This is a genomic window from Rhodoferax saidenbachensis, assembly GCF_031457975.1.
GTDB lineage: Bacteria > Pseudomonadota > Gammaproteobacteria > Burkholderiales > Burkholderiaceae_C > Allorhodoferax > Allorhodoferax saidenbachensis_A.
The window spans coordinates 121,297-145,655 of sequence record NZ_JAVDXO010000001.1; the positions used below are offsets into that span (position 1 = coordinate 121,297).

General features: G+C 60.8%; 23 protein-coding genes. 4 read left to right on the forward strand and 19 right to left on the reverse strand.

Annotated elements, in window-relative coordinates:
• Positions 1-26: 26 nt before the first annotated feature.
• Both J2X15_RS00580 and J2X15_RS00585 read right to left on the reverse strand, forming a co-directional pair.
• On the reverse strand, positions 27-1,508 hold the full coding sequence (locus tag J2X15_RS00580; RefSeq protein WP_310338364.1) for an efflux transporter outer membrane subunit: 1,482 nt from the start codon (positions 1,506-1,508) through the stop codon (positions 27-29).
• Positions 1,498-2,022 carry a MarR family winged helix-turn-helix transcriptional regulator gene (locus J2X15_RS00585; protein WP_310338366.1) on the reverse strand — a complete coding sequence of 175 codons (525 nt, stop codon included), beginning with the start codon at positions 2,020-2,022 and terminating at the stop codon, positions 1,498-1,500. The genes J2X15_RS00580 and J2X15_RS00585 overlap by 11 nt, the downstream gene beginning before the upstream one ends.
• Positions 2,023-2,408: 386 nt before the next feature.
• Between J2X15_RS00585 and J2X15_RS00590 the strand changes: the two genes are divergently transcribed.
• The 3 genes from J2X15_RS00590 (at position 2,409) to J2X15_RS00600 (ending at position 4,299) form a co-directional block, all read left to right on the forward strand.
• Positions 2,409-3,443 carry a proline dehydrogenase family protein gene (locus J2X15_RS00590; RefSeq protein WP_310338368.1) on the forward strand — a complete coding sequence of 345 codons (1,035 nt, stop codon included), beginning with the start codon at positions 2,409-2,411 and terminating at the stop codon, positions 3,441-3,443.
• A 176-nt stretch (positions 3,444-3,619) separates the two neighbouring features.
• Entirely contained in the window at positions 3,620-4,039 is a 420-nt protein-coding gene (locus J2X15_RS00595) for a nuclear transport factor 2 family protein (protein WP_310338371.1), read from the forward strand.
• Positions 4,036-4,299 carry a cupin domain-containing protein gene (locus tag J2X15_RS00600; protein ID WP_310338373.1) on the forward strand — a complete coding sequence of 88 codons (264 nt, stop codon included), beginning with the start codon at positions 4,036-4,038 and terminating at the stop codon, positions 4,297-4,299. Before J2X15_RS00595 ends, J2X15_RS00600 begins: the two co-directional genes overlap by 4 nt.
• Before the next feature lie 61 nt (positions 4,300-4,360).
• On the opposite strand, the gene J2X15_RS00605 is transcribed toward J2X15_RS00600, so the two are convergent.
• The 10 genes from J2X15_RS00605 to gabT are packed head-to-tail and all read right to left on the reverse strand — an operon-like array spanning position 4,361 to position 15,452.
• The gene (locus J2X15_RS00605; protein WP_310338376.1) at positions 4,361-5,839 is read right to left on the reverse strand and encodes an NAD-dependent succinate-semialdehyde dehydrogenase; all 1,479 of its coding nucleotides are present in this window, start codon (positions 5,837-5,839) and stop codon (positions 4,361-4,363) included.
• Positions 5,840-5,873: 34 nt separating this feature from the next.
• Complete coding sequence (locus J2X15_RS00610; RefSeq protein ID WP_310338379.1) at positions 5,874-6,167, reverse strand: cupin domain-containing protein; 294 nt, start codon at positions 6,165-6,167, stop codon at positions 5,874-5,876.
• A gap of 26 nt (positions 6,168-6,193) precedes the next feature.
• Positions 6,194-7,141, reverse strand: coding sequence for an agmatinase (gene speB, locus J2X15_RS00615; RefSeq protein ID WP_310338381.1), 948 nt, complete (start codon positions 7,139-7,141; stop codon positions 6,194-6,196).
• Positions 7,138-8,208, reverse strand: coding sequence for an ABC transporter substrate-binding protein (locus J2X15_RS00620; protein WP_310338382.1), 1,071 nt, complete (start codon positions 8,206-8,208; stop codon positions 7,138-7,140). Before J2X15_RS00620 ends, speB begins: the two co-directional genes overlap by 4 nt.
• On the reverse strand, positions 8,208-9,812 hold the full coding sequence (locus tag J2X15_RS00625) for a methyl-accepting chemotaxis protein (protein WP_310338384.1): 1,605 nt from the start codon (positions 9,810-9,812) through the stop codon (positions 8,208-8,210). Before J2X15_RS00625 ends, J2X15_RS00620 begins: the two co-directional genes overlap by 1 nt.
• 32 nt (positions 9,813-9,844) lie before the next feature.
• On the reverse strand, positions 9,845-10,669 hold the full coding sequence (locus J2X15_RS00630; RefSeq protein ID WP_310338388.1) for an ABC transporter permease: 825 nt from the start codon (positions 10,667-10,669) through the stop codon (positions 9,845-9,847).
• A 9-nt stretch (positions 10,670-10,678) separates the two neighbouring features.
• Positions 10,679-11,938, reverse strand: a complete 1,260-nt coding sequence (locus tag J2X15_RS00635) for an ABC transporter permease (RefSeq protein WP_310338390.1) — start codon at positions 11,936-11,938, stop codon at positions 10,679-10,681.
• 23 nt (positions 11,939-11,961) lie between these two features.
• Positions 11,962-12,993, reverse strand: coding sequence for an ABC transporter substrate-binding protein (locus tag J2X15_RS00640; RefSeq protein WP_310338392.1), 1,032 nt, complete (start codon positions 12,991-12,993; stop codon positions 11,962-11,964).
• A gap of 47 nt (positions 12,994-13,040) precedes the next feature.
• Positions 13,041-14,135 (reverse strand): ABC transporter ATP-binding protein, encoded by a 1,095-nt coding sequence (locus J2X15_RS00645; protein WP_310338394.1) that lies wholly within the window; start codon positions 14,133-14,135, stop codon positions 13,041-13,043.
• Between the two features lie 24 nt (positions 14,136-14,159).
• The gene (gabT, locus tag J2X15_RS00650; RefSeq protein WP_310338396.1) at positions 14,160-15,452 is read right to left on the reverse strand and encodes a 4-aminobutyrate--2-oxoglutarate transaminase; all 1,293 of its coding nucleotides are present in this window, start codon (positions 15,450-15,452) and stop codon (positions 14,160-14,162) included.
• Positions 15,453-15,625: 173 nt separating this feature from the next.
• Between gabT and J2X15_RS00655 the strand changes: the two genes are divergently transcribed.
• Positions 15,626-17,053, forward strand: a complete 1,428-nt coding sequence (locus J2X15_RS00655; RefSeq protein WP_310338398.1) for an aminotransferase-like domain-containing protein — start codon at positions 15,626-15,628, stop codon at positions 17,051-17,053.
• 50 nt (positions 17,054-17,103) lie between these two features.
• Here J2X15_RS00655 and J2X15_RS00660 read toward each other — a convergent pair whose 3' ends face one another.
• The 7 genes from J2X15_RS00660 to J2X15_RS00690 form a co-directional block, all read right to left on the reverse strand.
• Positions 17,104-18,549, reverse strand: a complete 1,446-nt coding sequence (locus J2X15_RS00660; protein WP_310338400.1) for a gamma-aminobutyraldehyde dehydrogenase — start codon at positions 18,547-18,549, stop codon at positions 17,104-17,106.
• A 100-nt stretch (positions 18,550-18,649) separates the two neighbouring features.
• On the reverse strand, positions 18,650-19,813 hold the full coding sequence (locus J2X15_RS00665; RefSeq protein ID WP_310338403.1) for a fumarylacetoacetate hydrolase family protein: 1,164 nt from the start codon (positions 19,811-19,813) through the stop codon (positions 18,650-18,652).
• A 15-nt stretch (positions 19,814-19,828) separates the two neighbouring features.
• Positions 19,829-21,127 carry a TRAP transporter large permease gene (locus J2X15_RS00670; protein ID WP_310338406.1) on the reverse strand — a complete coding sequence of 433 codons (1,299 nt, stop codon included), beginning with the start codon at positions 21,125-21,127 and terminating at the stop codon, positions 19,829-19,831.
• Entirely contained in the window at positions 21,124-21,603 is a 480-nt protein-coding gene (locus J2X15_RS00675) for a TRAP transporter small permease (RefSeq protein WP_310338409.1), read from the reverse strand. The genes J2X15_RS00670 and J2X15_RS00675 overlap by 4 nt, the downstream gene beginning before the upstream one ends.
• Positions 21,604-21,617: 14 nt before the next feature.
• On the reverse strand, positions 21,618-22,622 hold the full coding sequence (locus J2X15_RS00680) for a sialic acid TRAP transporter substrate-binding protein SiaP (RefSeq protein ID WP_310338410.1): 1,005 nt from the start codon (positions 22,620-22,622) through the stop codon (positions 21,618-21,620).
• Between the two features lie 44 nt (positions 22,623-22,666).
• Positions 22,667-23,581 (reverse strand): dihydrodipicolinate synthase family protein, encoded by a 915-nt coding sequence (locus J2X15_RS00685; protein ID WP_310338411.1) that lies wholly within the window; start codon positions 23,579-23,581, stop codon positions 22,667-22,669.
• Positions 23,578-24,333, reverse strand: coding sequence for a GntR family transcriptional regulator (locus J2X15_RS00690; RefSeq protein WP_310338413.1), 756 nt, complete (start codon positions 24,331-24,333; stop codon positions 23,578-23,580). The genes J2X15_RS00685 and J2X15_RS00690 overlap by 4 nt, the downstream gene beginning before the upstream one ends.
• Positions 24,334-24,359: the final 26 nt, after the last annotated feature.

Genomic DNA, 24,359 nt, shown 5'->3' on the forward strand with positions numbered 1-24,359 from the left:
TGGTGAGGGAAGGGGGGTCAGTTCAATTACTTGGCGGCGGCCACCGTGGCGGCGGCCGAGGTGTCGGGTTCGGTGTAACCACCGCCCAGTGCGCGGATCAGCTGCACCTGTGTGTCCAGTGCGCGGGCGGCCAGGTCTACGCCCAGCTTGCGCTGGGTAAGTACCGCGGTTTCGGCGTTGAGCACATTGAGGTAGTTGCCCAGGCCGGCTTCATAGCGCTGCACGGCAATGGCATAGGCCGATTCGGCCGAGCTTTGCGCGGCGCGCTGCTCGGTTTGCTGGCGGCGCAGGGCCTGGGTGCTGGTCAGTTGGTCGGCCACGTCACGCACGGCGTCGATCACCAGGCCGTTGTAGGTCTCGATGGCGGCGTCCAGATCGGCGGTCTTGCCCTTGAGGTTGGCGCGCAGGCGGCCGCCTTCAAAGATGGGCAGTCGGATGGCCGGACCCACACCCCATTGGTCACTGCCGGTGTCCAGCAGCCGGTCCAGACCGATGCTGGAGAAGCCGGCAAACGCGGTCAGGTTGATGTTCGGGTAGAACTGGGCCTTGGCGTTGCTCACGTCGTGGGTCGCGGCCTCCACACGCCAGCGGGCGGCAGACACATCGGCGCGTCGGCCCAGCAGGTCCAGGGGAATGGACGTCACTTCCACCTGGGAATTTGCTACCGTATTGATAGCTGCTGGCGCAGGTTTGACGAGGGCTAGAGCACCATTTGGCTGTGAAGTCAGGGCGGTGAGGGCGTTCACCAGCAGGGCTTCCTGCTCCTTAAGTGCTTCGATCTGGTAGCGCGCGTCGGGCAGGGCACTGTCGCTTTGTTGCTGCTCCAGCGCGGTGTCCAGCCCGGCTTTCACGCGGTCTTGCACCAGCTGTTGGGCTTGTTGGCGCTGGGCCAGGGTGCGTTGGGCTACGTCCAACTGGCCCTGAATGCGCACCCACTGGAAATAGTTGCGCGCCACATTGCTGGCCAACACCATGCGGGCGGCTTGGGCATCGGCCTGGGCGGCACGGCTTTGGCCAATGGCGGCGTCCAGCGCCGCGCGGTTTTTGCCAAACAGGTCCAACTCCCACGAGGCGCTGGCCTGCAGGGTGCCACTGTCGCGGATGGAGCCAGCCAGGGGCGCGGGGACCATACCGTTCTTGGTGTACTTTTGCTGCGTCGCGTCCAGGCTGGCATTCACTTGGGGCAGGGTGGCCGAGTCGGCGCTGTCAATGACGGCCTGCACGCGCTGTAGCCGGGCTTGCGCCACGCGCAGCGAGGGGTTGTTGGCCAGGGCTTGGTCGACCAAGGTGTTGAGCTGGCTGTCACCAAAGGTTTTCCACCATTGGGCATCCAGCGCCGGGCTGGCAGCGGGAATGGCTTCTTGCGACAGGCCTACGGCCTGGGGTGCAATGGGCTTGGCCTGCGAAAAAATGCCAGAGAAATTGGCGCAGGCGGTGAGGGATGCCAGAGCCACGACGGTCAGCGTGTGGCGTGCCCAACGGGCGGAAGTAGGGGAGTCAAGCCGCATCGGGGCCTCCTGGTGTGGTGGTTTTGGGGGTAGCGGCCTTGGCAGCAATGGCTTGGGAATTGGCCAGCACGCGCTGCAACAGGCTTTTGAGGGTTTCAAATTCTTCGGTGCTGAAGCCAGCCAGGTTGGCGTTCTGCACGCCGCTGAGCACGCGGGGGATTTCGGCCGCGGCGGCCTCGCCGGCTTCCGTGAGGGCAATTTGCACCACGCGGCGGTCTTCTTCCGAACGCTTGCGCTGGCACAGGCCTTTGGCTTCCAGCCGGTCCAGCATGCGGGTGGTGGCGCCTGCGTCTAGTTGGCATTCCCGCGCTAGTTCGGCCACCGTGGAGGCACGCTTGGTGTAGAGCTTGTAGATAGGAATCCATTGGGCGTTGGTCAGTTCGGTATGCGCCAGTTGGCGCTCCACCTCTTGCCCGACGTGAGCGATGATTTGCCGCATCAGGTAGCCCACGCTGCCCTCGGGCTTGTAGCCTGCGGCGCAGTAGAAGCTGGGAGTGGGATCAGGGTTTTGCATAGGCTGAATATTATTTGCTTAGGCAAATATTGTCAAGGCTGTTTTTGATTGGGCAAGGGAATGAGCGAAAAAAAGGGAGCAATTGCTACGCATTCCGGCCTAAAGCGCCACTAAATCCGAGCCAATAAGAGCCTGCCATTCCGATTTAAAGTATGAAATCCAATTTGCATTAAGGCGGTTTGGCGTGTCCGATGCTCCGTCCGACTCACGAGTTGAGATACATTGAGCGTTGTCTTTACACTGATGCAATGAGAGTCTCGCCATGGCCGAGCTAGTTCATAAGATCAGCAACTACCAGAGAAAAAGAATGCATCGCGCCGCCTGGCCTCCATTGACAAATAGTTGAACGCACATGGCTGTCGTTACCGCATTTCGCTGAAGTGCGCGTGGCCCAGCGTGCTGCCTTACGCCTGCTGGACTGCGCTCCCGCAGGCACCTTTGCCTCTTTCACATTCCTCCGATCCATCGATCGGATGGGTCGAGGCATTCCGTTATTTGTCTTGGATACCAACATGCAGTTATTAAATACCCTGGTGGCGCACGCAATTCCCTGGATCCCGCGCTCGCTCGTCCAAAAAATCTCACGGCGCTACATCGCCGGTGACGATCTCGCCCAGGCGGTGATGCGCATCCGTCAGCTCAATGCACAAGGCTTTAGCGTCACCGTCGATGTGCTTGGCGAGACTGCCTCCACCACGCAGCAAGCCGAAAACACCGTCCACGAATACAAGCAGGTGTTAGAAGCAATTCACGATCATGGGTTGGACGCCACCATCTCTGTGAAGCCAACCGCCCTGGGTTTGCTGCTGGACCGGCAGGAATGTGGACAGAGGCTGGCGCACATCGTGGAATCTGCTGCGCAGCATAAAACTGCCGTTTGTATCGACATGGAAGATGTCCGTTGCACCCAGATGGAAATCGACCTGTTCTCGCAGATCAAAGCGCGTTACAGCAATGTCAGTTTGGCTCTGCAAGCCTACTTGCGGCGCACCTACCAAGACATCGGGCCACTGCTGTGCCACGGAAACAGCCTGCGCCTATGCAAAGGCATTTATCTAGAGGACCGATCACACCTTGTGGACGAGGCCTGGCGCGACAGAGGTGCCATCAATCCGCATTTCTTGGCTCACATCACGCGTTGCTTTGACACGGGAACGTTCGTGGGTGTAGCTACGCACGATGCCGCATTTGTTGAGGAGGTAATCGCACTGGCACGCAGTAGCCGCATTGACCCAAAGCAATTCGAGTTTCAGATGCTGCTAGGTGTCTGCGAATCCTTGCGTGACAGGCTGTTGGAAATGGGCTTCAAAGTGCGCATTTATGTGCCCTACGGAAAGGATTGGTACGGCTATAGCACTCGGCGGATGAAGGAGAACCCGCGAATCGTCGGACATGTGGCAAGAGCCTTGATTAGTTTTTGACATTTGGTGGCCTACCTATGGCCACAAGTCTGAAGCCATCAGGCGCCATGTGTACCGGTCAGATTCACAGCACAGTGTTCCCTGCGATGGGGCTTCTCTGTATATGGTCGTTCTCGTGAGCGAAGCGCACATTGGGGGTGTACGCATTTATTCATTCCCTTTTGGAGTCGCAAGCCATGAGAACCCACGTTGACCAAGCCAATGCCGGTGAAGAGGTCAGCACCGTCACTGACGGTGTTCTATCGACCATCAAGCGATATTTTGACCTCATGTACACCTGTGATGTCAGCCACTTTGACCAGGTGTTTCATCCCACCGCACATCTGCACGGCATTCTGGACGGTGCGCTGACTGTGTGGTCGGCACCTGTCTACAAAGAGATCTTGTCGTCACGCACGGCGCCTAGCATGGTCAACGCGCTGCGCGATGACGAGATTTTGTTGGTCGACCTCGTCTCCCATCACCAGGCGATGGTCAAGGTGCGCGTGCGTATTCACGAGCGCGTGTTCATCGACCACCTTTGCTTGCTACGCATCGATGGAGCCTGGCGCATCACCTCGAAGACGTTTCATCTCTGCCATGGGGGTGCGGTATGAAAGCGACCTCCATTCTCCATGTTGAAAACGAACGGGTGGTGGTCACGGAATGGCGCTTTGCCCCCGGTGCTGAAACCGGGCACCACGTGCATGCGCACGACTATGTCGTCATTCCATTGGGTGACGGTGTTTTGCGGATCGGGAGCCTGGAGACGCAGCTGCGTGCGGGAGAGTCGTACGCACGTTCAGCGGGTGTGGCGCACAACGTCGTCAATGCTGGGCCAGACGAGTTTCGCTTTGTTGAGGTAGAGCTCAAATAAACTGCAGCCCCATAAAAAAAAGCACCGGCCAAGCCGGTGCTTTTGTGTTTTCCGCTGCGGATTATTTCAGGATGTCGCCCAGGCAAAGGTACTTCACCTCCACATAGTCGTCCATGCCGAAGTGCGAACCTTCGCGGCCCAGGCCGGATTGCTTGACGCCGCCAAATGGCACGTGCTCGGTGGCCAGAATGCCCACGTTCACGCCCACCATGCCGTACTCCAGCGCTTCGCCCACGCGGTAGATGCGGCCGATGTCGCGGCTATAGAAGTAGCTGGCCAGGCCGAATTCGGTGGCGTTGGCGGCATCAATCGCTTCTTGCTCGGTGGCAAACTTGAACACCGGGGCAAAGGGGCCGAAGGTTTCTTCGCGTGCGCACAGCATGTCGGCAGTGGCACCAGACACCACGGTGGGCTCGAAGAACTGGCCTTGCAGCGCGTGGCCGCCGGTTTCCACCTTGCCGCCCTTGGCCACGGCGTCGGCCACGTGGCGCTTCACCTTTTCCACGGCTGCGTCTTCAATCAGCGGGCCTTGCAGCACGCCATCCTCAAAGCCGTTGCCCACCTTCATGGCCTTGACCTTGGCGCTGAACTTGGCGACAAACTGCTCGTACACACCGGCCTGCACATAGAAACGGTTGGCACAGACGCAGGTCTGGCCCGCATTGCGGTACTTGCTGGCCAGGGCGCCTTCGACCGCGCTGTCAATATCGGCATCATCAAACACGATGAAGGGCGCATTGCCGCCCAGCTCCAGCGACAGCTTTTTAACCGTGGGCGCACTTTGCGCCATGAGAATGCGGCCCACTTCGGTGGAGCCGGTAAAGCTCAGGTGGCGCACCACGTCGCTGGCGCAAATGACCTTGCCCACGGCAATCGATTGCTCGCTGTCGGCGGTCACCATGTTGAGCACACCGGCCGGAATGCCGGCGCGAATCGCCAGCTCTGCGGCAGCTAGCGCGGTCAAGGGCGTGAGTTCTGCGGGTTTGATGAGCACCGTGCAGCCAGCCGCCAATGCGGGCGCCACCTTGCGCGTGATCATGGCCAGCGGGAAGTTCCAGGGCGTGATGGCGGCGCACACGCCAACGGGCTGCTTGATCACCATCAGGCGGCGGTTGTTGTCGAACTGGGGCAGGGTTTCGCCGTTGACACGTTTGGCCTCTTCGGCAAACCACTCCACAAAGCTGGCGCCATAGGCAATCTCGCCCTTGGCCTCGGCAAAGGGCTTGCCCTGTTCGGCCGTCATGATGCGGGCCAGGTCGTCCTGGTTGGCCATCAACAAATCGAACCACTTGCGCAGGATGATGCTGCGCTCCTTGGCGGTCTTGCCTTTCCAGGCGGGCAGGGCTGCGTTGGCGGCGGCAATGGCGGCTTCTGCGTCCTTGGCGCCCAGGTTGGCTACATCGGCCAGATGCTGGCCGTTGGACGGGTCAGTCACGGCAAACCGGGATACACCATCGACCCATTGGCCATTGATAAGCGCATCGGTTTTGAGCAGGCTGGGGTCTTTGAGCAGGGATAGGGGAGGGGTCAAGTTTTGCATAAGACGTTTGTGTTGACTGAAGGGAGTTGGTGAATTAGCGCACTTCTATTTCAATGAAGACCACCTCGTGGTCTGTAGGGTTGATTACGTTATGTTGCACGCCAACGCTACGGGCATAGGATTGGCCCGCGACAAGCGGAACCGTCTTTGTTCCTTCCAATGTTTCCAGTTGCAATACACCGTAGGTTTGCGGTACCACCACGTAGTCGTGTTCGTGTACATGCCAGCCTGTTTCGGCACCTGGCGCAAATCTCCATTCGGTCACGATGACGCGATTGTTGGATATTTGCACAGTGGGAACAGCGTAGGGGCGAGGGAGATGCGTCATAAGGTAATGCCTTGAATAGACAAGTGTTAGCGGTAGTGAACGCCGGGCAACACGCACAGCATTTCAAACAGCAGGTTGGCCCCCAGCAGTGCGGTGTTGCCGGAGGTGTCATAGGGCGGGGAGACCTCTACCAAGTCCGCACCCACGATGTTAAGTCCCCGACAACCGCGGATGATTTCCAGTGCCTGCGGTACGCTCAGACCACCAATCTCCGGCGTGCCGGTACCACCGGCGTATGCGGGGTCGATACCGTCAATGTCAAAGCTGAGGTAGCAGGGTGTGTTGCCGATGCGTGCACGTACCTGGGCCATCAAGGGTGCGAGCGACTGGTACCAGACTTCGTGGGCCGGAACGACAGTGAAGCCCTGTTGGCGTGGCCAGTCAAAGTCGTCGGACGCGTAACCGGTACCGCGCAGGCCAATCTGGTAGACCTTGTCGCAGGCCAGCAGGTTTTCCTCCACCGCCCGGCGAAACGGAGTGCCGTGTGCAATGGGCTCGCCAAACATGTCGTCATTGACGTCCGCATGGGCGTCCACATGGACCAGGGCCACCGGGCCGTGCTTGGCTGCCATGGCGCGCAGGATGGGCAGTGCGATGGTGTGGTCGCCGCCCAGGGTCAAGGGGATGCAGCCGTTGGCCAAGACCTCTTCATAGAAGGCCGTAATGATGGGCAGCGACTTCGCCAGTGAATAGGTGTTGATGGGCACATCGCCAAGGTCCGCCACTTGCAGGGTGTCGAAAGGGGCGGCACCGGTGGCCATGTTGTAAGGGCGCAGCAGGCAGGACTCTGCCCGGATCTCGCGCGGGCCAAAGCGTGCGCCTGGTCGGTGGGAGGTGCCGATGTCCAGAGGCACGCCAATGAAAGCCGCATTTAGCCCATGGGCTGACGTCGTCACCGGCAAGCGCATCATGCTGGCGATGCCGCCGAAGCGTGGCATGGCGTTGCCGGAGAGGGGTTGGTTTTTCTGGGTCATTTCATGCGCTGGGAAAACCGTTTCTCAATGGCATTGCCGTTCTGAATCCAGAAGTTCGCATCAAAAGGCAGTGAGCGGCGCAAATTGCTGGGTGCAGATGGGATGTCGCTGCCCGCCATGGAAAGATCGACTGCGTATGGAATCGCGGTCGCATTCCTGCTGCGGCTGCTGTCGTCGCGCATGATGGCGCCCATGTGCGTTGGGCCGTATGGGATCTCGCGGGAAAAAGCCAACTGGGGCTCTTCTGAGGTAGCGTAACTGACAAAGGTCTGCGCCAATTTGAGCTTGGGTGTTCCTTTGACAATGGCCCAGTAGTCCAGCTCATAAATGGCATCCGCCCAGACGATGCCCAACTGAGTAGCGCCGTCTTTGACCGCCGCTGCAATGCGGCCATTGAACGCTGTGCTCATGCTGACTTCGCCGCTGGCGAGGCGTTGTGGCGGCTGTGCACCCGACTCCCACCAGACGATGTGAGGACTGAGCTGTTCCAGTTTTTTCAGGGCCCGGGTCACGCCCTCGTCGGTCCCCAACATGGCATACACGTCGCGTCGACTCACGCCATCTGCCATCAATGCAATTTCAAGGTTGTAACGCGCTCCCTTGCGCAGCCCGCGCTTTCCTGGGAAGCGTTGCATATCCCAAAAATCCGCCCATTTGCGGGGGGCTTCCTTGAAACGGCTGCCATCAAAGGCCATGACCGTGGACCACACAAAAGCGCCCACACCGCAGTCTTGCACCGCGCCCGGTAGCAACAAACTTGCGTGCGGCAGGGTGCTGCGGTCAATCTGTTCAAAAAGGCCAGACTCGCAACCGGTTTTGAGATCGGTGGACTCCACTTCAACCACGTCCCAGGTGATTTTCTTGTCCTGAACCATGCGGCGTATGGCATCGAGGCCGCCGCTGTATTCCACACCGACAACTTCCGTTTTTTGCTCCCGTGCGAAGGGCTTGAGAAACGCTGTGCTCTGCGCTTTGCCATTGGCTCCACCAAAGTTGGCAACGGTTAGCCCCTGTCCCCAGGCTGGGCAGCACAGTAGGACGGTGAGGAGGATGAGTTTGGAAGGCATCAGGACCTCAACAAGCGAGTGGTGGGCGGGGTGGATGGAGCGGCGTTGCTGCGGTCCAAGCGAAACAACCCCACGATTTCGGCCAGCCGGACGGCTTGTAGGCGCAAACTCTCTGCGGCTGCACTGCTCTCTTCGACGAGAGCCGCGTTCTGCAGGGTCACCTGATCGATGCGGCCGACGGCATCGCTGACTTGGCTGATGCCTTGGTACTGCTGGGCGGTGGCGTTGTGAATATCGTGGATCAACGCACCTACGTGCTGCACCTCGGTGACGATGGCCTGAATCGAACGGCCGGCTTCGTCGACCTGACGTGTCCCGGCTTCCACTTTGCCCACGTTGTCACCGATGAGTTTCTTGATTTCCTTGGCGGCTTCTGCTGAGCGGTGCGCCAGGGAACGCACCTCGCTGGCGACAACCGCAAAGCCACGCCCTTGTTCGCCGGCACGGGCTGCTTCCACAGCCGCGTTAAGTGCCAGGATGTTGGTCTGGAAGGCAATTCCGTCAATGACGCCGGTGATGTCGCTGATGGTTTTGGAGGATGCTGCGATGCCCTGCATGGTTGCCACCACCTGCGCCACGGTCTGTCCCCCAGCCACGGCGGAGGCGGATGCGCTGGTTGCCAGGCGATTGGCCTGTTCAGCCGTGTCCGCGTTGTGCTTGACGGTGTGGGTGAGCTGCTCCATGGCCGTGACGGTTTGTTGCAGGTCACTGGCCTGTTCTTCGGTGCGGTGACTCAGGTCCGAATTGCCGGTGGCAATTTCTGCTGAGCCCGTAGCGATGCTGTCGCTGCTTTGGCGTACCTCCCCAACCAGGGCGGCGAGCCGTTCACGCATGGTGGCCATAGCGGCCATGACGCTGCTCTGGTCGCCAGGACGGGTTTGCACCTGTTGTGTCAGATCTCCTTGGGCGATCGACAAGGCAATGCGCGCTACGTCAGCCGGTTCCCCTCCCATTTGGCGGGCAATGGAGCGCACTACAACAAACGCAGCGGCTACACCGACAGCGAGCGCCACGGCGCAGGCTGCTGCCAGCAAGGACAGCGACAACTTGTAGGTGGCGTTGCCTTGTTCCGTGAGTTGAGCCGCGACGCGGGATTTGAATTCCCATTCCTTGTCAATCGCACCCATGGTGGCCTTGAACAGGCGCTCGGTCTTCCCGGTAAACAATCGCCGCGCCTCTTCGATCTTGTCCGGCTCCGTGAGGGATTGGCGCGCGATGGCTTTGAGCTTGTCCCAGTTGGCCATGGCCAACACGGTGCTCTCGGTCACGGCTTTCCATAGCTCGCGATCTTCGTCGTTGACCAGCAGTTTTTCATGGTCGGCCAGCGCCTGGTTCAGTTGGTCGTAGGCTTGGTCAATACTGCCTTCGAGCGTACCCATTTCGTCGGCCGACACCGTCATCAGATGCTGGGCTTGCAGCATGCGGATGGCGGCCACTTTTTCTTGCCACGATTTCACCGCCTCAAGGGAGGGCGTGGTTGTGGAGGTGTAGTAATCCAGTGCGTTATGAATCACGGCGATCTGCCGGGTGGCCATGACGGCCATGGCCGTGAGCAGCACAAGCAACAGGCCGAATGCCAAGGCCAGGCGCGTGCCCAGCTTCATGCTTTTCAATCTGTACGCGCGTGGCATGGGGATTACCGCCGACGGCCCCGCAGCCACTCCAGCCCCAGCATCAGTGCGGTGGTGAAGAGGATCAGCAGCGTGGCCACTGCTGCAATGGTGGGCGAAATATTTTCGCGAATGCCGGTGAACATCTGGCGTGGCAAGGTGACCTGCGTGGGGCCTGCAATGAACAGGGTCACCACCACTTCGTCAAACGACGTGGCAAAGGCAAACAACCCGCCCGAAATCACACCGGGCGCAATGATGGGCAGCGTCACGCGGAAGAATGTTTGCAATGGTCCCGCGCCCAGGCTCAGGCTGGCCCGCACCAGGTTGTGGTTGAACCCCTGTAACGTGGCCAGCACGGTGGTCAGCACAAAGGGCGCACCCAGCGCCGCATGCACCAGCACCAGGCCCGTGTAGGTGTCGGCCAGCCCGATCTTGGCGAAGAACAGATAGGTGCTCACCCCCACCACCACGATGGGGACCACCATGGGCGAGATCAGCAGGCTCATCAGCGTGCTCTTGCCGAAAAAATTGACGCGCGCCAGACCGACCGCGGCCATGGTGCCCAGCACCGTGGCCAGGAGAGTGGCCAGCGGGGCGACGATAAAGCTGTTGCGTGTGGCGCGGCCCCAGTCGTCCGACGAAAACAGGTTGTCGTACCACTGCAATGACCAGCCAGGAATCGGGTAGGACAGGAATGAGCTGTTGCTGAACGACAGCGGAATGATGACCAGGATGGGCAGCAGCAGGAACGCCAATACGCCTACGCACAACAGACGCAGGGCATACCAACCCACCTTGTCGAAAAAGGTGGCGTATGCGGGAAATACAGGAAGAATGGGTTTGGACATGGCAGGCTCTTATCCCAGGCTCAATTCGGACTTGACCACGCGCCGGTACACGGCGTACAGCACCAGTGTGGTGAACAGCAATACAGCGCCCAGTGCGCAGGCCATGCCCCAGTTGACGTTGACGTTGGTGTACTGGGCGATGTAGTAGCTCAGCATCTGGTCGTCTGCACCGCCTAACAAGGCTGGTGTGACGTAGTAACCGATGCTCAGGATGAAGACCAGCAGGCCACCAGCGCCGATACCGGGGTAGGTCTGCGGCACGTAAACCTTGAAGAAGGCAGCCAGTGGAGAGCTGCCCAGCGATACGGCGGCACGCAGGTAGGTCGGTGGCACGGACTTCATCACGCTGTACAGCGGCAAAATCATGAAAGGCAGCAGGATGTGCACCATGGCAATGATCACGCCCAAGCGGTTGAACAGCAGGGCCAGTGGCGAGTCGATCAATCCAATGCCCATCAGTGCGCGATTCACCAATCCGTTGGATTGCAGCAGCACGATCCAGGCTGCCACACGTACCAGAATAGAGGTCCAGAACGGCACCAGAACCAGAATCATGCACATATTGGCTTGGCGGGCTGTCAACGTAGACAGCCAGTAGGCAAGCGGATAGCCCAGCAGCAGTGCGAAGAGCGTAACCACTGCGCTGATTTGGAAGGTGCGCAACAAAATGCGGCCAAAGGCGGCGGCGTCGTCAGGCACCCGGGTGATCTCACCTTGCGCGTTGCGCTGCAGGTCGACGGCGGTGAGCAGATAGTCCGGTGTCCAGCGTTCGCTGTTCTTGGCAATGGCCTGCCAGTAGCTGATGTCGTCCCAACGCGGATCGATGGTCAGCATGTGTGCACGGACCTGAGAGGTGGTGAGCCCCTGTTCAAAGGGCAGCGCGCGGTAGGTGTTCATCACCAGAGAGCGGGCACCGCTGACTTCGCTATTGAGCCGACGCGCCAGCGCGCCCGCATCGGATTGTTCCTGGATGGCGGCCAGATCCTGGGCCACGGCGGCATAGGCCGCGTCCGGAGGAGGGGTCTTGCGATCCCATTGGGCCAGTGCCGCACCGGTGCGGCCCAGGGTGTTGGCCACTTCCGGGTTCTCCACCGCCCGCATGAGCAGCGCGGCGATGGGAACCAGGAAGATGACCACCAGAAACACCAGCAAGGGCATGGTGAGCGAGATCGAGAAGAGCCGTTTACGGCGCTCTGCCCGTTTCAACTGTCCCGCCAGATCGGCGGGCAATAGGGTAGAGGCGGGCGGGGCGGTCGTGGACAGGTTCATCGCGATCTCGTGTTCAGCTCAAATTACTGGGCAGCCCATGCAGCAAAGCGCTTTTCCAGAGCCTCACCCTGGTCGGCCCAGAAGCCCACGTTGAACTGCAAGGCAGTCTTGGAGTTGGCAGGTGATGTGGGCAACAGCGCCAGGGTCTTGGCGTCCAGCTTGGCCAGGGCCTTGGTGTTGGTGGGACCATAGGAGATCAGCTTGGCGTACTCTGCCTGCTCATTGGCACCGCTAGCCATGGCGATGTATTTCAAAGCCACATCGCGGTTCTTGCCGCCCTTGGGCATCACCCAGTAGTCCAGGTCATAGATGCCACCGGTCCAGGTAATGCCGAGGTTTTTTCCCTCGCGTTGGGCGGCGTCGATGCGGCCGTTGTAGACGGTGGTCAGTGCCACGTCACCCGCCACCAGGAATTGGGGCGGCTGCGCGCCGGCTTCCCACCACTGGATGTTGGGCTTGAGTTCCGTCATCTTCTTGAATGCACGTTCGGCGCCGTCCTTGGTGGCCAGTACCTTGTACACGTCCTGCGCGGCCACGCCGTCAGCCATCAGCGCGAATTCCAGGTTGTAACGGGCGCCTTTGCGCATGCCGCGCTTACCGGGAATCTTCTTGGTGTCCCAGAAGTCGGCCCAGGTCACAGGAGGAGTCTTGATCTTGTCGGCGTTGTAAGCCATGACGGTGGACCAGATGAACACGCCGATACCGCATTCGTGCACCGCAGCGGGCGAGAAGTCGGCCTTGTTGCCGATCTTGCTGTAATCAAGCTTCTCAAACAGGCCTTCGTCGCAGCCGCGGGTGACGTCCGGGCTTTCCACTTCGACCACGTCCCAGGTCACGTTCTTGGCTTCGACCATGGCCTTGATCTTGGCTTGCTCGCCGTTGTATTCCACGCTGACGATCTTGTTGCCCGTGGCCTTCTCAAAGGGCTCAACATAGGCCTTCTTTTGTGCATTGCCATTGGCGCCGCCAAAGTTGACCACGGTGATCTGGTTTTGCGCATGGGCGGCAAGGGATGCCAGAAGCGTGGCCGCGACGACGATGGGTTTGAGTTTCATGGGGAGTCTCCAAAATAAGTGGACGGAGGTTGACAAATGCATGCGTGTCAGCGATAGACGCGCAGATGCTCGGGAGGCAAGTGCAGCCACAGGGCTTGGCCCGGTTGCGGCACTGCAATGCTGGACAGGGGAATCTTCACCGTGGCTTGTGCCTGCTCTTGCAGAGTGCAGCGCAAGCGCAGATGGTCCCCAAAATAAATGACGTCGTTCAGAACGGCGCGAATGCTGTTGTCACAGGGTTTTGCATCCACGGTGTGGACCACTATGCGCTCGGGGCGCACGCAGGCCTGCACCGCGGTACCGGTGTTTACACCATTGACGTTGAGGCCATAAAGCAAAGTGCCGCAGGGCAGGCGCACCTCGCACTTGTGCTGGTTGGTGGTGGTCACTGCGCCGTTGAAGATCGTGTTGTCTCCCACGAAATTGGCCACAAAGCGATTGGCCGGCGTTTCGTAGAGTTCAGTCACCACATCAATTTGCTGAATCGCACCGTCATTGAATACGGCCACGCGGTCCGACATGGTGAGTGCCTCGGACTGGTCATGGGTCACATACACAAAGGTCAGGCCCAGTTGGCGGTGCAGTTCCTTCAATTCAATCTGCATGTGTTCGCGCAGTTGCTTGTCCAGCGCGCCCAGGGGCTCATCCATCAGAACCAGCTGAGGGTCGAACACCAGTGCGCGGGCCAATGCCACACGCTGCTGCTGGCCACCCGACATCTGGGCAGGGTAGCGGTTGCCCATGCCACCCATCTGCACCATTTCAAGGGCGCGCTTGACCTTGGTATCCCGGTCTGCAGCCAGCACCTTGCGCACCGTCAGCGGGTAGGCCACGTTTTGGGCTACCGTCATGTGCGGAAACAGCGCGTAGTTCTGAAACACCATGCCGAAGTTGCGCTTGTGCGGTGGCGTGCGGGTGATCTGGCGACCATCGAGAAAGATGTCGCCAGCCGTGGGCGACTCAAACCCAGCCAGCATCATGAGCGTCGTTGTTTTGCCAGAACCTGAAGGGCCCAGCAGGCTCAAAAATTCGCCACGCTGGATGTCCAGGTTCAAGTCACGCACCACCAGCTGCTGGCCGTCGTACGTTTTTTGTACGCCAGTGAAGCGCACCAGGGGTTCTGTGGGGGAGATGTTTGGCATGGTGTGCGTGTGTCTCGGGAGCAATCAGGCCATGGCGGCGAAGCTGTCGGCCAGAATGGCCAAGCCTTCTTCCAGCAGGGCGTCGGAAGCCGTAAGTGGAACGAGAATGCGGATCACATTGCCGTAGGTGCCGCACGACAGCAGTACCAGACCTCGGCGTGCTGCCTCGGCAACCACCTTTCTGGTCAAGGCGGCGTCGGGGCGGTGCACATCTCCGTTTTCAAAAAGCTCAATCGCCACCATGGCGCCCAGACCGCGCACATCGCCAATGGCAGGTATCTTGGTGGCCATGTCTTTGAGCGCACGCACTAGCAAGGCACCCATGTCCTGACTGCGGGTCAGCAGTTTTTCGTCCTCAAAGGCCTGGATGACTGCCAGCGCAGCAGCACACGCCACGGGGCTACCGGCGTAGGTGCCGCCCAAGCCACCTGCAGCAGGTGCATCAATCACATCGGCCCGTCCCACCACACCCGACAGGGGAAAACCACCCGCCAATGACTTGGCCGTGGCGATCAGGTCCGGGGCCACAGGCCATTGCTCGCTGGCAAACCAGGTGCCCGTGCGGCCTGCGCCGGTCTGGACTTCGTCGGCGATCAACAGAATGCCGTAGCGGTTTGCCAGTGTTTTGAGACCGCTGACGAACTCTGGCGGTGCCACGTAGAAGCCGCCCTCGCCCTGTACCGGCTCCACAATGAAGGCGGCCACGCGTTCGGGCTCTACATCGTTCTTGAAGATCAACTCCACAGAGTTGAGGGCGTCAGTCACGCTCACACCGTGCAGGGGGTTGGGGAACAGGGCGTGGAACACTTCGCCGGGGAAGGGGCCAAAGCCCACTTTGTACGGAACGACCTTGCCCGTCAGCCCCAGCGTCAGGTTGGTACGGCCGTGGTAGCCGCCGGTGAAGGCGATGACGCCAGGACGCTTGGTGTAGGCGCGGGCGATCTTGATGGCGTTTTCCACCGCTTCGGCACCGGTGGTCAGCAGCAGGCTCTTCTTGGCAAAGTCGCCGGGGGCCATCGCGTTGAGGCGTTCGCACACTTCAACATAGGGTTCATAGGCCACGACCTGGAAGCAGGTGTGGGTGTAGAGGTTAAGCTGGGCTTTTACGGCCTCGATCACCTTCGGGTGCAGGTGGCCCGTGTTGAGCACGGCAATGCCACCGGCAAAGTCAATGAAGCGACGGCCCTCAACGTCCCAGAACTCGGCATTCAGGGCATTCTTGACGAAAATTTCGTGGGCTTGGCCCACACCGCGAGCCACGGCAGCTTGGCGGCGGGCAAAAAGGGCAGCATTGGTGGCGGGGTGGTCTTGTGGCATGGTTTTGCGCGGTTGTGAATGAAGTGGAGGTACTATAAGAAACGCATCCAAGACCGTCCATGTACACAACGACACGAATTTCTGCACACTGTGCAGGTCCAGGGTCCTGTACGGGGTTTCCCTGATTTGGTGCGCACGGTGCCACCGCAAAATCCACCCTTTTTTCTCTTTCAATGCTCACTCTCAGTCCGGACATTTCAACGCCATTGGTTAGCCAGATCGTGGACGGGTTACGCGGGCTCATTGCCGGGCAAGTGCTCAAGCCTGGGACGAAGCTGCCCTCCATCCGGGCGTTTGCTGTCTCGCACAACGTCAGTGTCTTTACCGTGGTGGAGGCGTATGACCGGCTGGTGGCACAAGGTTGGCTGGTGTCGCGCGCGCATGCCGGGTTTTTTGTGAAACGTCGTGATGACGCAGGCACTTCGGGAGCAGGCGCCGCCAGATTGGCCCCAGAAGCGCCCCGTTTTGATGCACGCTGGTACCTCAAACAGATTTTTGAGAACCGTAACCTGCCTTTGAAGCCCGGTTGTGGCTGGTTGCCACATGATTGGTTGTTTGGCGATGCAGTGCGCCGCAGCATGCGCCAGCTGTCCAACGATGGTCCGGAGCTGGACGGCTACGGATTGCCCTATGGGCACATGGCGCTGCGCATGATCATTGCCGAGGCCATGGCCGAGCACCAAATTTCGGTGGAAGCGGGGCAGGTGTTGCTGACCCATGGCTCCAGCCAGGCGCTGGACCTGGTTGCTCGCTGTCTCTTGAAACCGGACGACGTAGTGCTGGTCGACGATCCTGGCTACCCCAATCTGTTGTTTATGTTGCGGTTTTTGGGTGCAAGACCCATTGGTGTGCCGCGCACCCCCTCTGGCTACGATCTGGTTGCTCTGGAAGCGTTGGTGACAGAGCACAAGCCCAAGGCTTTCTTCACCCAGCCGCGCCTGCAAAGCCCCACGTGCTCAGTGGCTTCCGTTGCGCACTTGCATCGGCTGTTGCAGTTGGCGGAGCAGCATGATTTTGTGCTGGTGGAGAACGACATTTACGCCGACATGGACGTGTCTTCCCGTTCCACCTTGTCCAGCCTGGACCAACTGCGGCGCGTGGTGTACGTGGGCAGTTATTCCAAGACCATTTCACCCAATCTTCGGGTGGGCTACTTGCTGGCGCGTCCTGACCTGCTGGCTGAGTTTGTGCAACTCAAGATGATTGCGGGACTGACGTCGTCAGACATTGCGGAGCGCGTGACTTTTGGTGTCGTCACCGATGGACGCTGGCGCAAGCACCTCAAATCATTGCGGGACCGGCTGGGCGAAGCGCAGCGCCAAGTGGGCCGCCGCTTGGACAGCTTGGGCTTTGAACTCTTTCGCGAGCCCGAGGCTGGTATGTACCTGTGGGCTCGCCACCCTGACTTGCCCGACAGCGCGGAATTGTCTCAGGCAGGCACCGGTGAAGGCATCATGCTTGGGCCGGGACAGTTGTTTTTGGTAGAACCGCGGCCTACTGGTTGGCTGCGCTTTAACGTAGCTTTCAGCCAGGACGAACGCCTCTGGCGTTTTCTGGAGCAACGTATCCAAATGGGGCAAAGCCTTGAACAAGGGCAGTAGCCCTTCGAATTGGACTTGCCGACCCTGTACCTGCGCGAGTTGCTTTGCATTTAGGCGTTGTGCTTGACCATGATATGGCGTGCGCAGCTGTAGTCCTCCAGCGCGTAGACCGACATGTCCTTGCCATAGCCCGAATGCTTCATGCCGCCGTGCGGCATTTCGGACACCAACATGAAGTGGGTGTTGACCCAGGTGCAGCCGTACTGCAGGCGTGAGGCGATGCCCATGGCGCGCCCCACATCGCTGGTCCACACCGAGCTGGAGAGTCCGTAGTCCGAATCATTGGCCCAGGCCACGGCCTGATCGGCATCCTTCACACGGGTGATGGACACCACCGGGCCAAACACCTCGCTGCGCACAATCTCGTCATCCTGCAACGCGCCAGCCACTACGGTGGGCTTGTAGAAGAAGCCCTTGCTGTCTACGGTGCTGCCACCGGCAGTAATTTCCACATGCGGCAGTTGGGCGGCGCGGTCTACAAAGCTGGCCACGCGGTCGCGCTGGCGCGCCGAGATCAGCGGCCCCATTTCCACACCGGGCTCCTGCTGGGTGCCGGTCTTGATGCTGGACACCGCGCTGCTCAGGTCTGCTACCAGCTTCTCGTAAATACCTTCGGTGGCATAGACGCGGCAGGCAGCAGTGCAGTCTTGCCCCGCGTTGTAGTAGCCAAAAGTGCGCAGACCTTCGACCACGCTGCCCAGGTCGGCGTCGTCCAGCACGATCACAGGCGCCTTGCCGCCCAGCTCCAGGTGGGTGCGCTTGATGCCGCGTGCGGCCGACTCCATGATCTTGCTGCCGGTGGACACATCGCCGGTAAGCGATGCCATGCGGATGCGTGGGTCGCGGATCAGCGGTGCACCTACCGTGTCGCCCCGCCCGCAGACGATGTTGACCACGCCAGGCGGCAGGATCTCGGCCAGCAGCTCGCCCATGCGCAGCGTGGTCAGGGGCGTCATTTCCGACGGTTTGAGTACTACCGTGTTCCCCATGGCAATGGCCGGGCCCAGCTTCCAGGCGGCCATCATGAGTGGGTAGTTCCACGGCGCGATAGAGGCCACGACGCCCAATGGGTCGCGGCGGATCATGCTGGTGTGGCCCGGCAGGTATTCGCCGGCCAGTGCGCCCGACATATTGCGAATGGCCCCGGCAAAGAAGCGATACACATCGGCGATCGCGGGAATCTCGTCATTGCGCGCCGCGGTCAGCGGTTTGCCGCAGTTCAGTGATTCCAGCATGGCGAACTCGTCGCCGTTCGCTTCAATGGCATCCGCAATTTTGAACAAATAGGCGCCGCGGTCCTTTGGGGTGAGGGCGGCCCAGGCTGGAAATGCGGTATGCGCGGCGTCGACGGCAAGGCGCAGTTGTTCGGCACTGGCCTCGCGCACTTCGCAGAGCTGTTCCCCGGTGGACGGGTTCAGGATGGATTCAGCGCGCCCCTCACCGGTGACGCTTTGGCCATTGATCAGGAGTTGGGTGGGGAAGCGGGTGACAGCCATGTTGTAAGCCCTAAGGGTGGGTGGATAAAAACGGTGCTGTGAAGCATGTTACCCACCTTCCGGCTATTGCACCGCATCCAACCGGGCCACTGCCGCGGCTTTACAACAAGCCGCGTTGCGCCAGGTTGCGCATCAGGTGCGAGACGCCAAAGGTCCACGGCGGGCAATGGTCTGTGCGCTGCATGCGGTTGGTCAGGGTGCCCAGTTTGGGCGTGGTGATGGTGACTATGTCACCGAGCTTGTGGGTGAAACCGCCGCCGGGCATGTCTCGGTCCTGCACGGGGGCAAACAACGTGCCCAGGAACAGCATGGCACCGTCCGGATATTGGTGGTGCGGGCCCATCATTTGCGCTGCGAGATCGGTTGGGTCGCGGCTGATGCGGGCCATGCTGGAGAAGCCGTCCATCACAAAACCGTCGGCACCTTGCACGCGCAGCGTCAGCGTGGCCTGGCGCACATCGTCCAGCGAGAAGCTGGCATCAAAGAAGCGAATGAACGGGCCTATGGCCGCCGAGGCGTTGTTGTCCTTGGCTTTGCCCAGCAGCAGGGCAGAGCGCCCCTCCACATCGCGCAGATTGACATCGTTGCCCAGAGACGCGCCCACGATAGCGCCGCGTGAGTTGACGGCCAGTACCACCTCGGGCTCCGGGTTGTTCCAGGTGGAGGCGGGGTGCAGTCCGGCGTCGGCTCCCGTGCCTACGGCTGCCATGGCCGGCGCTTTTGTGAAGATCTCCGCGTCCGGTCCGATACCCACTTCCAGGTACTGGCTCCAGGCACCTTGTGCGATCAGCACATTTTTGAGCGCCATCGCGGCGTCTGAGCCGGGTTTCAGTTGCGACAGGTCATCGCCAATCAGGGCCTGAATTTCGGTGCGGATGGTCGCCGCCGCAGATGGGTTGCCGCGGGCCTTTTCTTCGATCACGCGCTCCAGCATGGAGGTGGCAAAGGTCACGCCCGCCGCCTTGATGGCTTGCAGGTCGCACGGTGCCAGCAGCCAAGGCAGTGTTGGGTTGTGGGCGACGGTGTTGCCCAGCAGCTCCGCTACTGTGCACAGCACATTGCCAGTAGCTTGGCGCAGGGCGGTGGCAGGGTCTGGCGTCTCGCACAGGTCGCGCATGGTTGGATAGCTGCGCGTGATATCGACGACCTGGCCGTCGCGCAGAGCCACCACGCTGGGGCCTTGCTGGTCGTCGCGCCAGATGCGCGCAGCCAGTGCGCCCTTGGTGCCGTCTACGGGCAGGGTGTTCTCGGGGGTGAGTTGCATGGTAAGTCCGGAAGGCTAGTGGGTCACGTAGCCCATAGTTTGGGGCAGCCACAAGACGATTTGAGGAAACATGGTCATGGCCAGTAGCAGGCACAAGAGCATCACCAAGAAAGGCCAGCCCTCTTTCATCATCTCGCCTATCGGGATGCCGGTGAGTGCCTTGGTGACAAAGAGCAACATGCCGAAGGGCGGGTGGATCAGGCCGATCATCATGTTCAGCACTACCAGAACGCCAAAGTGCACCAGATCCACCCCCAGCAGCTTGGCAGCGGGCAACAGCATGGGCACAAATACCAGTAGCAGCACGGAGACGTCCAGGAAGCAACCCAACACCAGAAACATCACATTGACCAGCAGCAGAAACTGTGTTCTGGACAGATGCATGCTGTCCACCCACATCGCCATGCTTTGGGGGACGCCCTCGGCCGTGAACGCATAGTTGAGCATGAAGGAACCCGCCAGGATTAGCGTGATCACCGCGCTGCCACGGGTGGATTCCATCACGACGCCCCAAAAACTGCGCCAGGTCAGCGCACGGAACACCACGGCCGCCAGGATGAGCGCATGCAGCGCGGCCACGGCCGCGGCTTCAGTGGGAGTAAAGGCACCGGAGTAAATGCCACCCAACAGCACAATGGGCATGGACAGTGGCAGCGCACCGCGAAAGATCAATCCTGCCCATTCGGAGCGGGGCACGGGCTCATCGCGCGGCATATTGCGCTTGACGGCAATGATGTGCACCACGCCCATCATCAGCCCAGCCATCAGAAAGCCCGGCACCACACCGCCCAGGAACAGCGCACCCACCGATGCGCCTGAGACGAGGGCATAAATCACCATGGGAATGCTGGGCGGGATGATGGGCCCCAGCGTGGCACTGGCTACGACCACTGCGCCGGCAAAACCGCGCGTGTACTCGGGCTTCTTGAGCATCTGCCGAATCGTGACCAAGCCTGGCCCGGCCGCATCGGCAATGGCGCTACCACTCATGCCTGAGAAAATCACGCTGACCAGAATGTCCACCTGCGCCAGCCCGCCGCGCATGCGGCCCACCAAAATGCGGCAGAAGTCAAAAATGCGCTCGCTGACGGTGCCGGCGTTCATGATGTTGGCCGCAAACACAAACAGCGGCACGGCCAGCAGCACATAGCTGTTGTACAAGCCATTGCCCACCTGTTCGGCGACCAGGCCCACGTCCTGGCCTTTGACCAGCAAGTAAGCAATGCCGGACACCAGCATGGAAAAACCGATGGGCATGCGCAGCAGCAAGCCGGCCACCATCACGGCAACAAGGGTCCAGATTCCAGAGGTCATAGTCGCAGTTCCGCTTCCAGGCCGATGCCACGCACGGCGTTCCAGATGGCCCAGGCGCAGCGAATCACCAGGGCAATCAGCAGCAGCACAAAGGGCATAAAAATCCACATGAAGGACACGCCCAGCACCGGCGAACCTTCGCGGGCCATGAAATGCACATAGTCCCAGCTGGCGGGAATGCCCACCAGCGCCAGCCCGCCGACGAGCAGGTTGCCGATGATGCGCATGGCCTGGCGGGCGCGCATGTTCACGCTGTTCCACACCAGGTCAAACACCACGTGCTCACGCTCGGGCACCACGGCCGCAGCAGCCCACAGGATCACCCACACGTAGAGAATGACAGCAGCCTCATCGGTCCACGGCAGCGGCTTGTTGAAGAAAAAGCGCGCAATGATCTGGACGATGAACACCACAAACAGGATCAGAAAAAGGCCGCCGCCCAGTAGGTTGGCGGCCTGTTGCAATCGACGCAACATGGTCTATGTGCCGCTTACTTGGTGGCGTTGATGCGGTCCAGCAAGCCCTTGGGCCAGACCTTGGCGTAGTCCGATGCCTGGTAAGTGGCTTGCACCGATTTGCGGAAGGCGTCCACATCGGGGGTAACGACCTGGAGGCCTTCCTTCTTGAAGAACTCCACCAACTGGCCTTCTTCCTTGATGCGGTTCTCGTTGTTGTAGGCGGCCGCGGCCTGGGCGGCCGCGGTCACCTTTTGCTTTTGCGCGGCGGTCAGCGCGTTGAAGCTCTTGTTGGAAATGGCAATGAAGATGCCGTCCACCAAATGGCTGGTCAGCACCAGTTGCTTGGTCACTTCATAGAACTTGGCGGCGCGCACCGAGGGCAGTGGGTTGTCTTGGCCGTCTATGGTGCCGGTCTTCAGGCCCATGTAGACCTCGCCAAAGGCCAGTGGTGTGGCGGTGGCGCCCAGCGCATCGCCCAGGAACAGCCATTCCTTGGAGCCTGGCATGCGCAGCTTCACGCCCTTGAGGTCGGCCGGGGTCTTGACGGGTTTGGCCTCGCGCAGGTTCACCTGGCGGGTGCCCAGGTACACGGTGGCCAGTGGTGTGACCTCCATCTTTTCAGACACCAGCTTGAACAACTCAGCACCAATGGGGCCGTTGAAAACCTTTTGCTGTTGGTCGGGGTCGCGCACCACGTAGCCCGCGGTGAAGATGGAGAACTCGGGCACCAGTTTGGCAATGTCAAATGCCGAGATGCTGGACAGCTCCAGGTTGCCACGCGCCATGGCGGCGGGCTCGGTGCCTTGCTTGAACAGCGTGGCGTTCAGGTTGATCTGCACATCGAATTCGCCGGGCGCCGTTTTTTCCAAATGCTCCTTGAACACGGTCCACATCTTGGCATGCCAGTCGTCGGGCACCGCGGGGGTGGAAATACGCAGCACGGTCTTGGCCTGCGCCAGGGCGGGCAGGGCGGTCGCGCCCAGGGCGGCAGCGGCACCCAGCAGGGCCCGGCGGTTCAGGTGGTTGGCTTGGTTCATGGTTTTGTCTCCTGTGGTTTTTATGGATTTCCTGGGGGGTGTGTTTACAGCCGGTCCAGCCTAGCCCCCAGCGCACGATAACCGCTGCGCACAATGGCCAGCTCGGTGGGGTCCAGTGGGCTTAGCGGCGCACGCATGTGCAGCCATGCATCGTCGCGGGTTTGCTCGGCCAGCATGCCTTTGTAGACGCCGACAAACGGCATGTCGGGGCGCGCCGACATCAGTGCGAGGATGTCCAGAATCAGCTGCGCGTCTTCCGGTTCCACCTGACTGGGTTTGCTCATCACCCGGCGCATCAGCCGGGGCGCAATATTGGCCAGCCCGTTGATGGAGCCCGCACCGCCCTGCGCCATCACGGGGGCCACATGGGGCTCTGCACCCACCAGGATGGCCAGATCAGGAAAGGTCTTGGTCAGCGCCAGCGAGTGCTCCAGGTTGGCGCTGCTGTCCTTCACCCCCACCACTTGCTGGGGGTGGCGTCGCACCAGCTCGGCAATGGCCGCGTGCGAAAAACCAAACGTGCTCATGGCGGGGAAGTGGTAGAGCAGCAGCTTGAGGTCGTCATCCCCAATGCCGCGCACCACCTGGGACACGGCTTCGATGATGCCGGCGTCCTTGGGTTGGTTGAAGAAGAAGGGCGGCATCAGCATCTGGCGATGCACGCCATGGCGGGCCGCGTGCTGCCCCAGCTCAATCGCGTCGCCCAGCGCCAATGCGGTGATGGTGACCACCATCTGGTCCGGCTTCACGCCGCTCCCCAACAGGGATTTCAGTAGGCCCTTGCGCTCGGCCATGGTGAAGGCAGGGCCCTCGCCCGTGGTGCCAAATAGGGTGACGCCGTCACAGCCAGCGGCTAGCAAGCGCTGAGCGTGGGCAATGGTGCGGGGCGTATCGAGCACGCCCGTGGTGCTGACGGGCAGCAACAGGGCAGGCCACAGGCCTTGGATCGCTGGGTTCAAAGAGTTCTCCTATCGGTTGAGGTGGGAAGATTCCATTCGCTGCGCACTTGCTCCAGCGGCGCATGCATTACGCGGTTGCGGGCGCTGCTGATATGGGCCTCCAGCAGTTCCACGGCCAGCGCCGCATCGCGCTGGCGCAGTGCATCAATAAAGTGCAAGTGCTCCTGCATGGCGGGCACCAGCCGGCCAGGGGTGATCACGCTGTGTTCCAGCTTGATCAGGCGCACGCGCAGACTGTTCACGCGGTACATGTCAGAGAGGATGTCGTTGCCCAGTGCATCGATCATGCGGTCGTGCAGGCCCCAGTCCACGGCCTGGGCGTCGTCCAGCAGACTGCGGTCGTTCAGCGCGTCGGGGGCGTTGGCGCGTTCCAGGATCTGGCGGTGGCTGGCCTCAATCGCGGTCAGCTCGGCCTCGCTGGCGGTGCGCACAAAGTGCTGCACGGCCTCGCGCTCCAGCATGGAGCGCACCTGAAAGGCATTGCGGATCAGCTTCAGGTCCACATGCGCCACCTGCAGGCCACGCTGGGGCACGGTCTTCACCAAACCAGCCGCTTCCAGCCGTGGAATCATCTCGCGCACGGCGCCCAGCGGCATGTCCAGCAGCAGCATCAGCTCGCGCTGCGAGATGAACTGCCCGGCCCGTATGCCGCCGTTGAAGATCTGCTGGGTAAAGCCCTGGTAAGCCCGGGCACGCTGGCTGGTGGCCTCATCGGTGGTGGGGGTGGTACTGGCCTGCGTCATGACTAACATGTTAGTTGTTATTCGGTGTGTCCGTG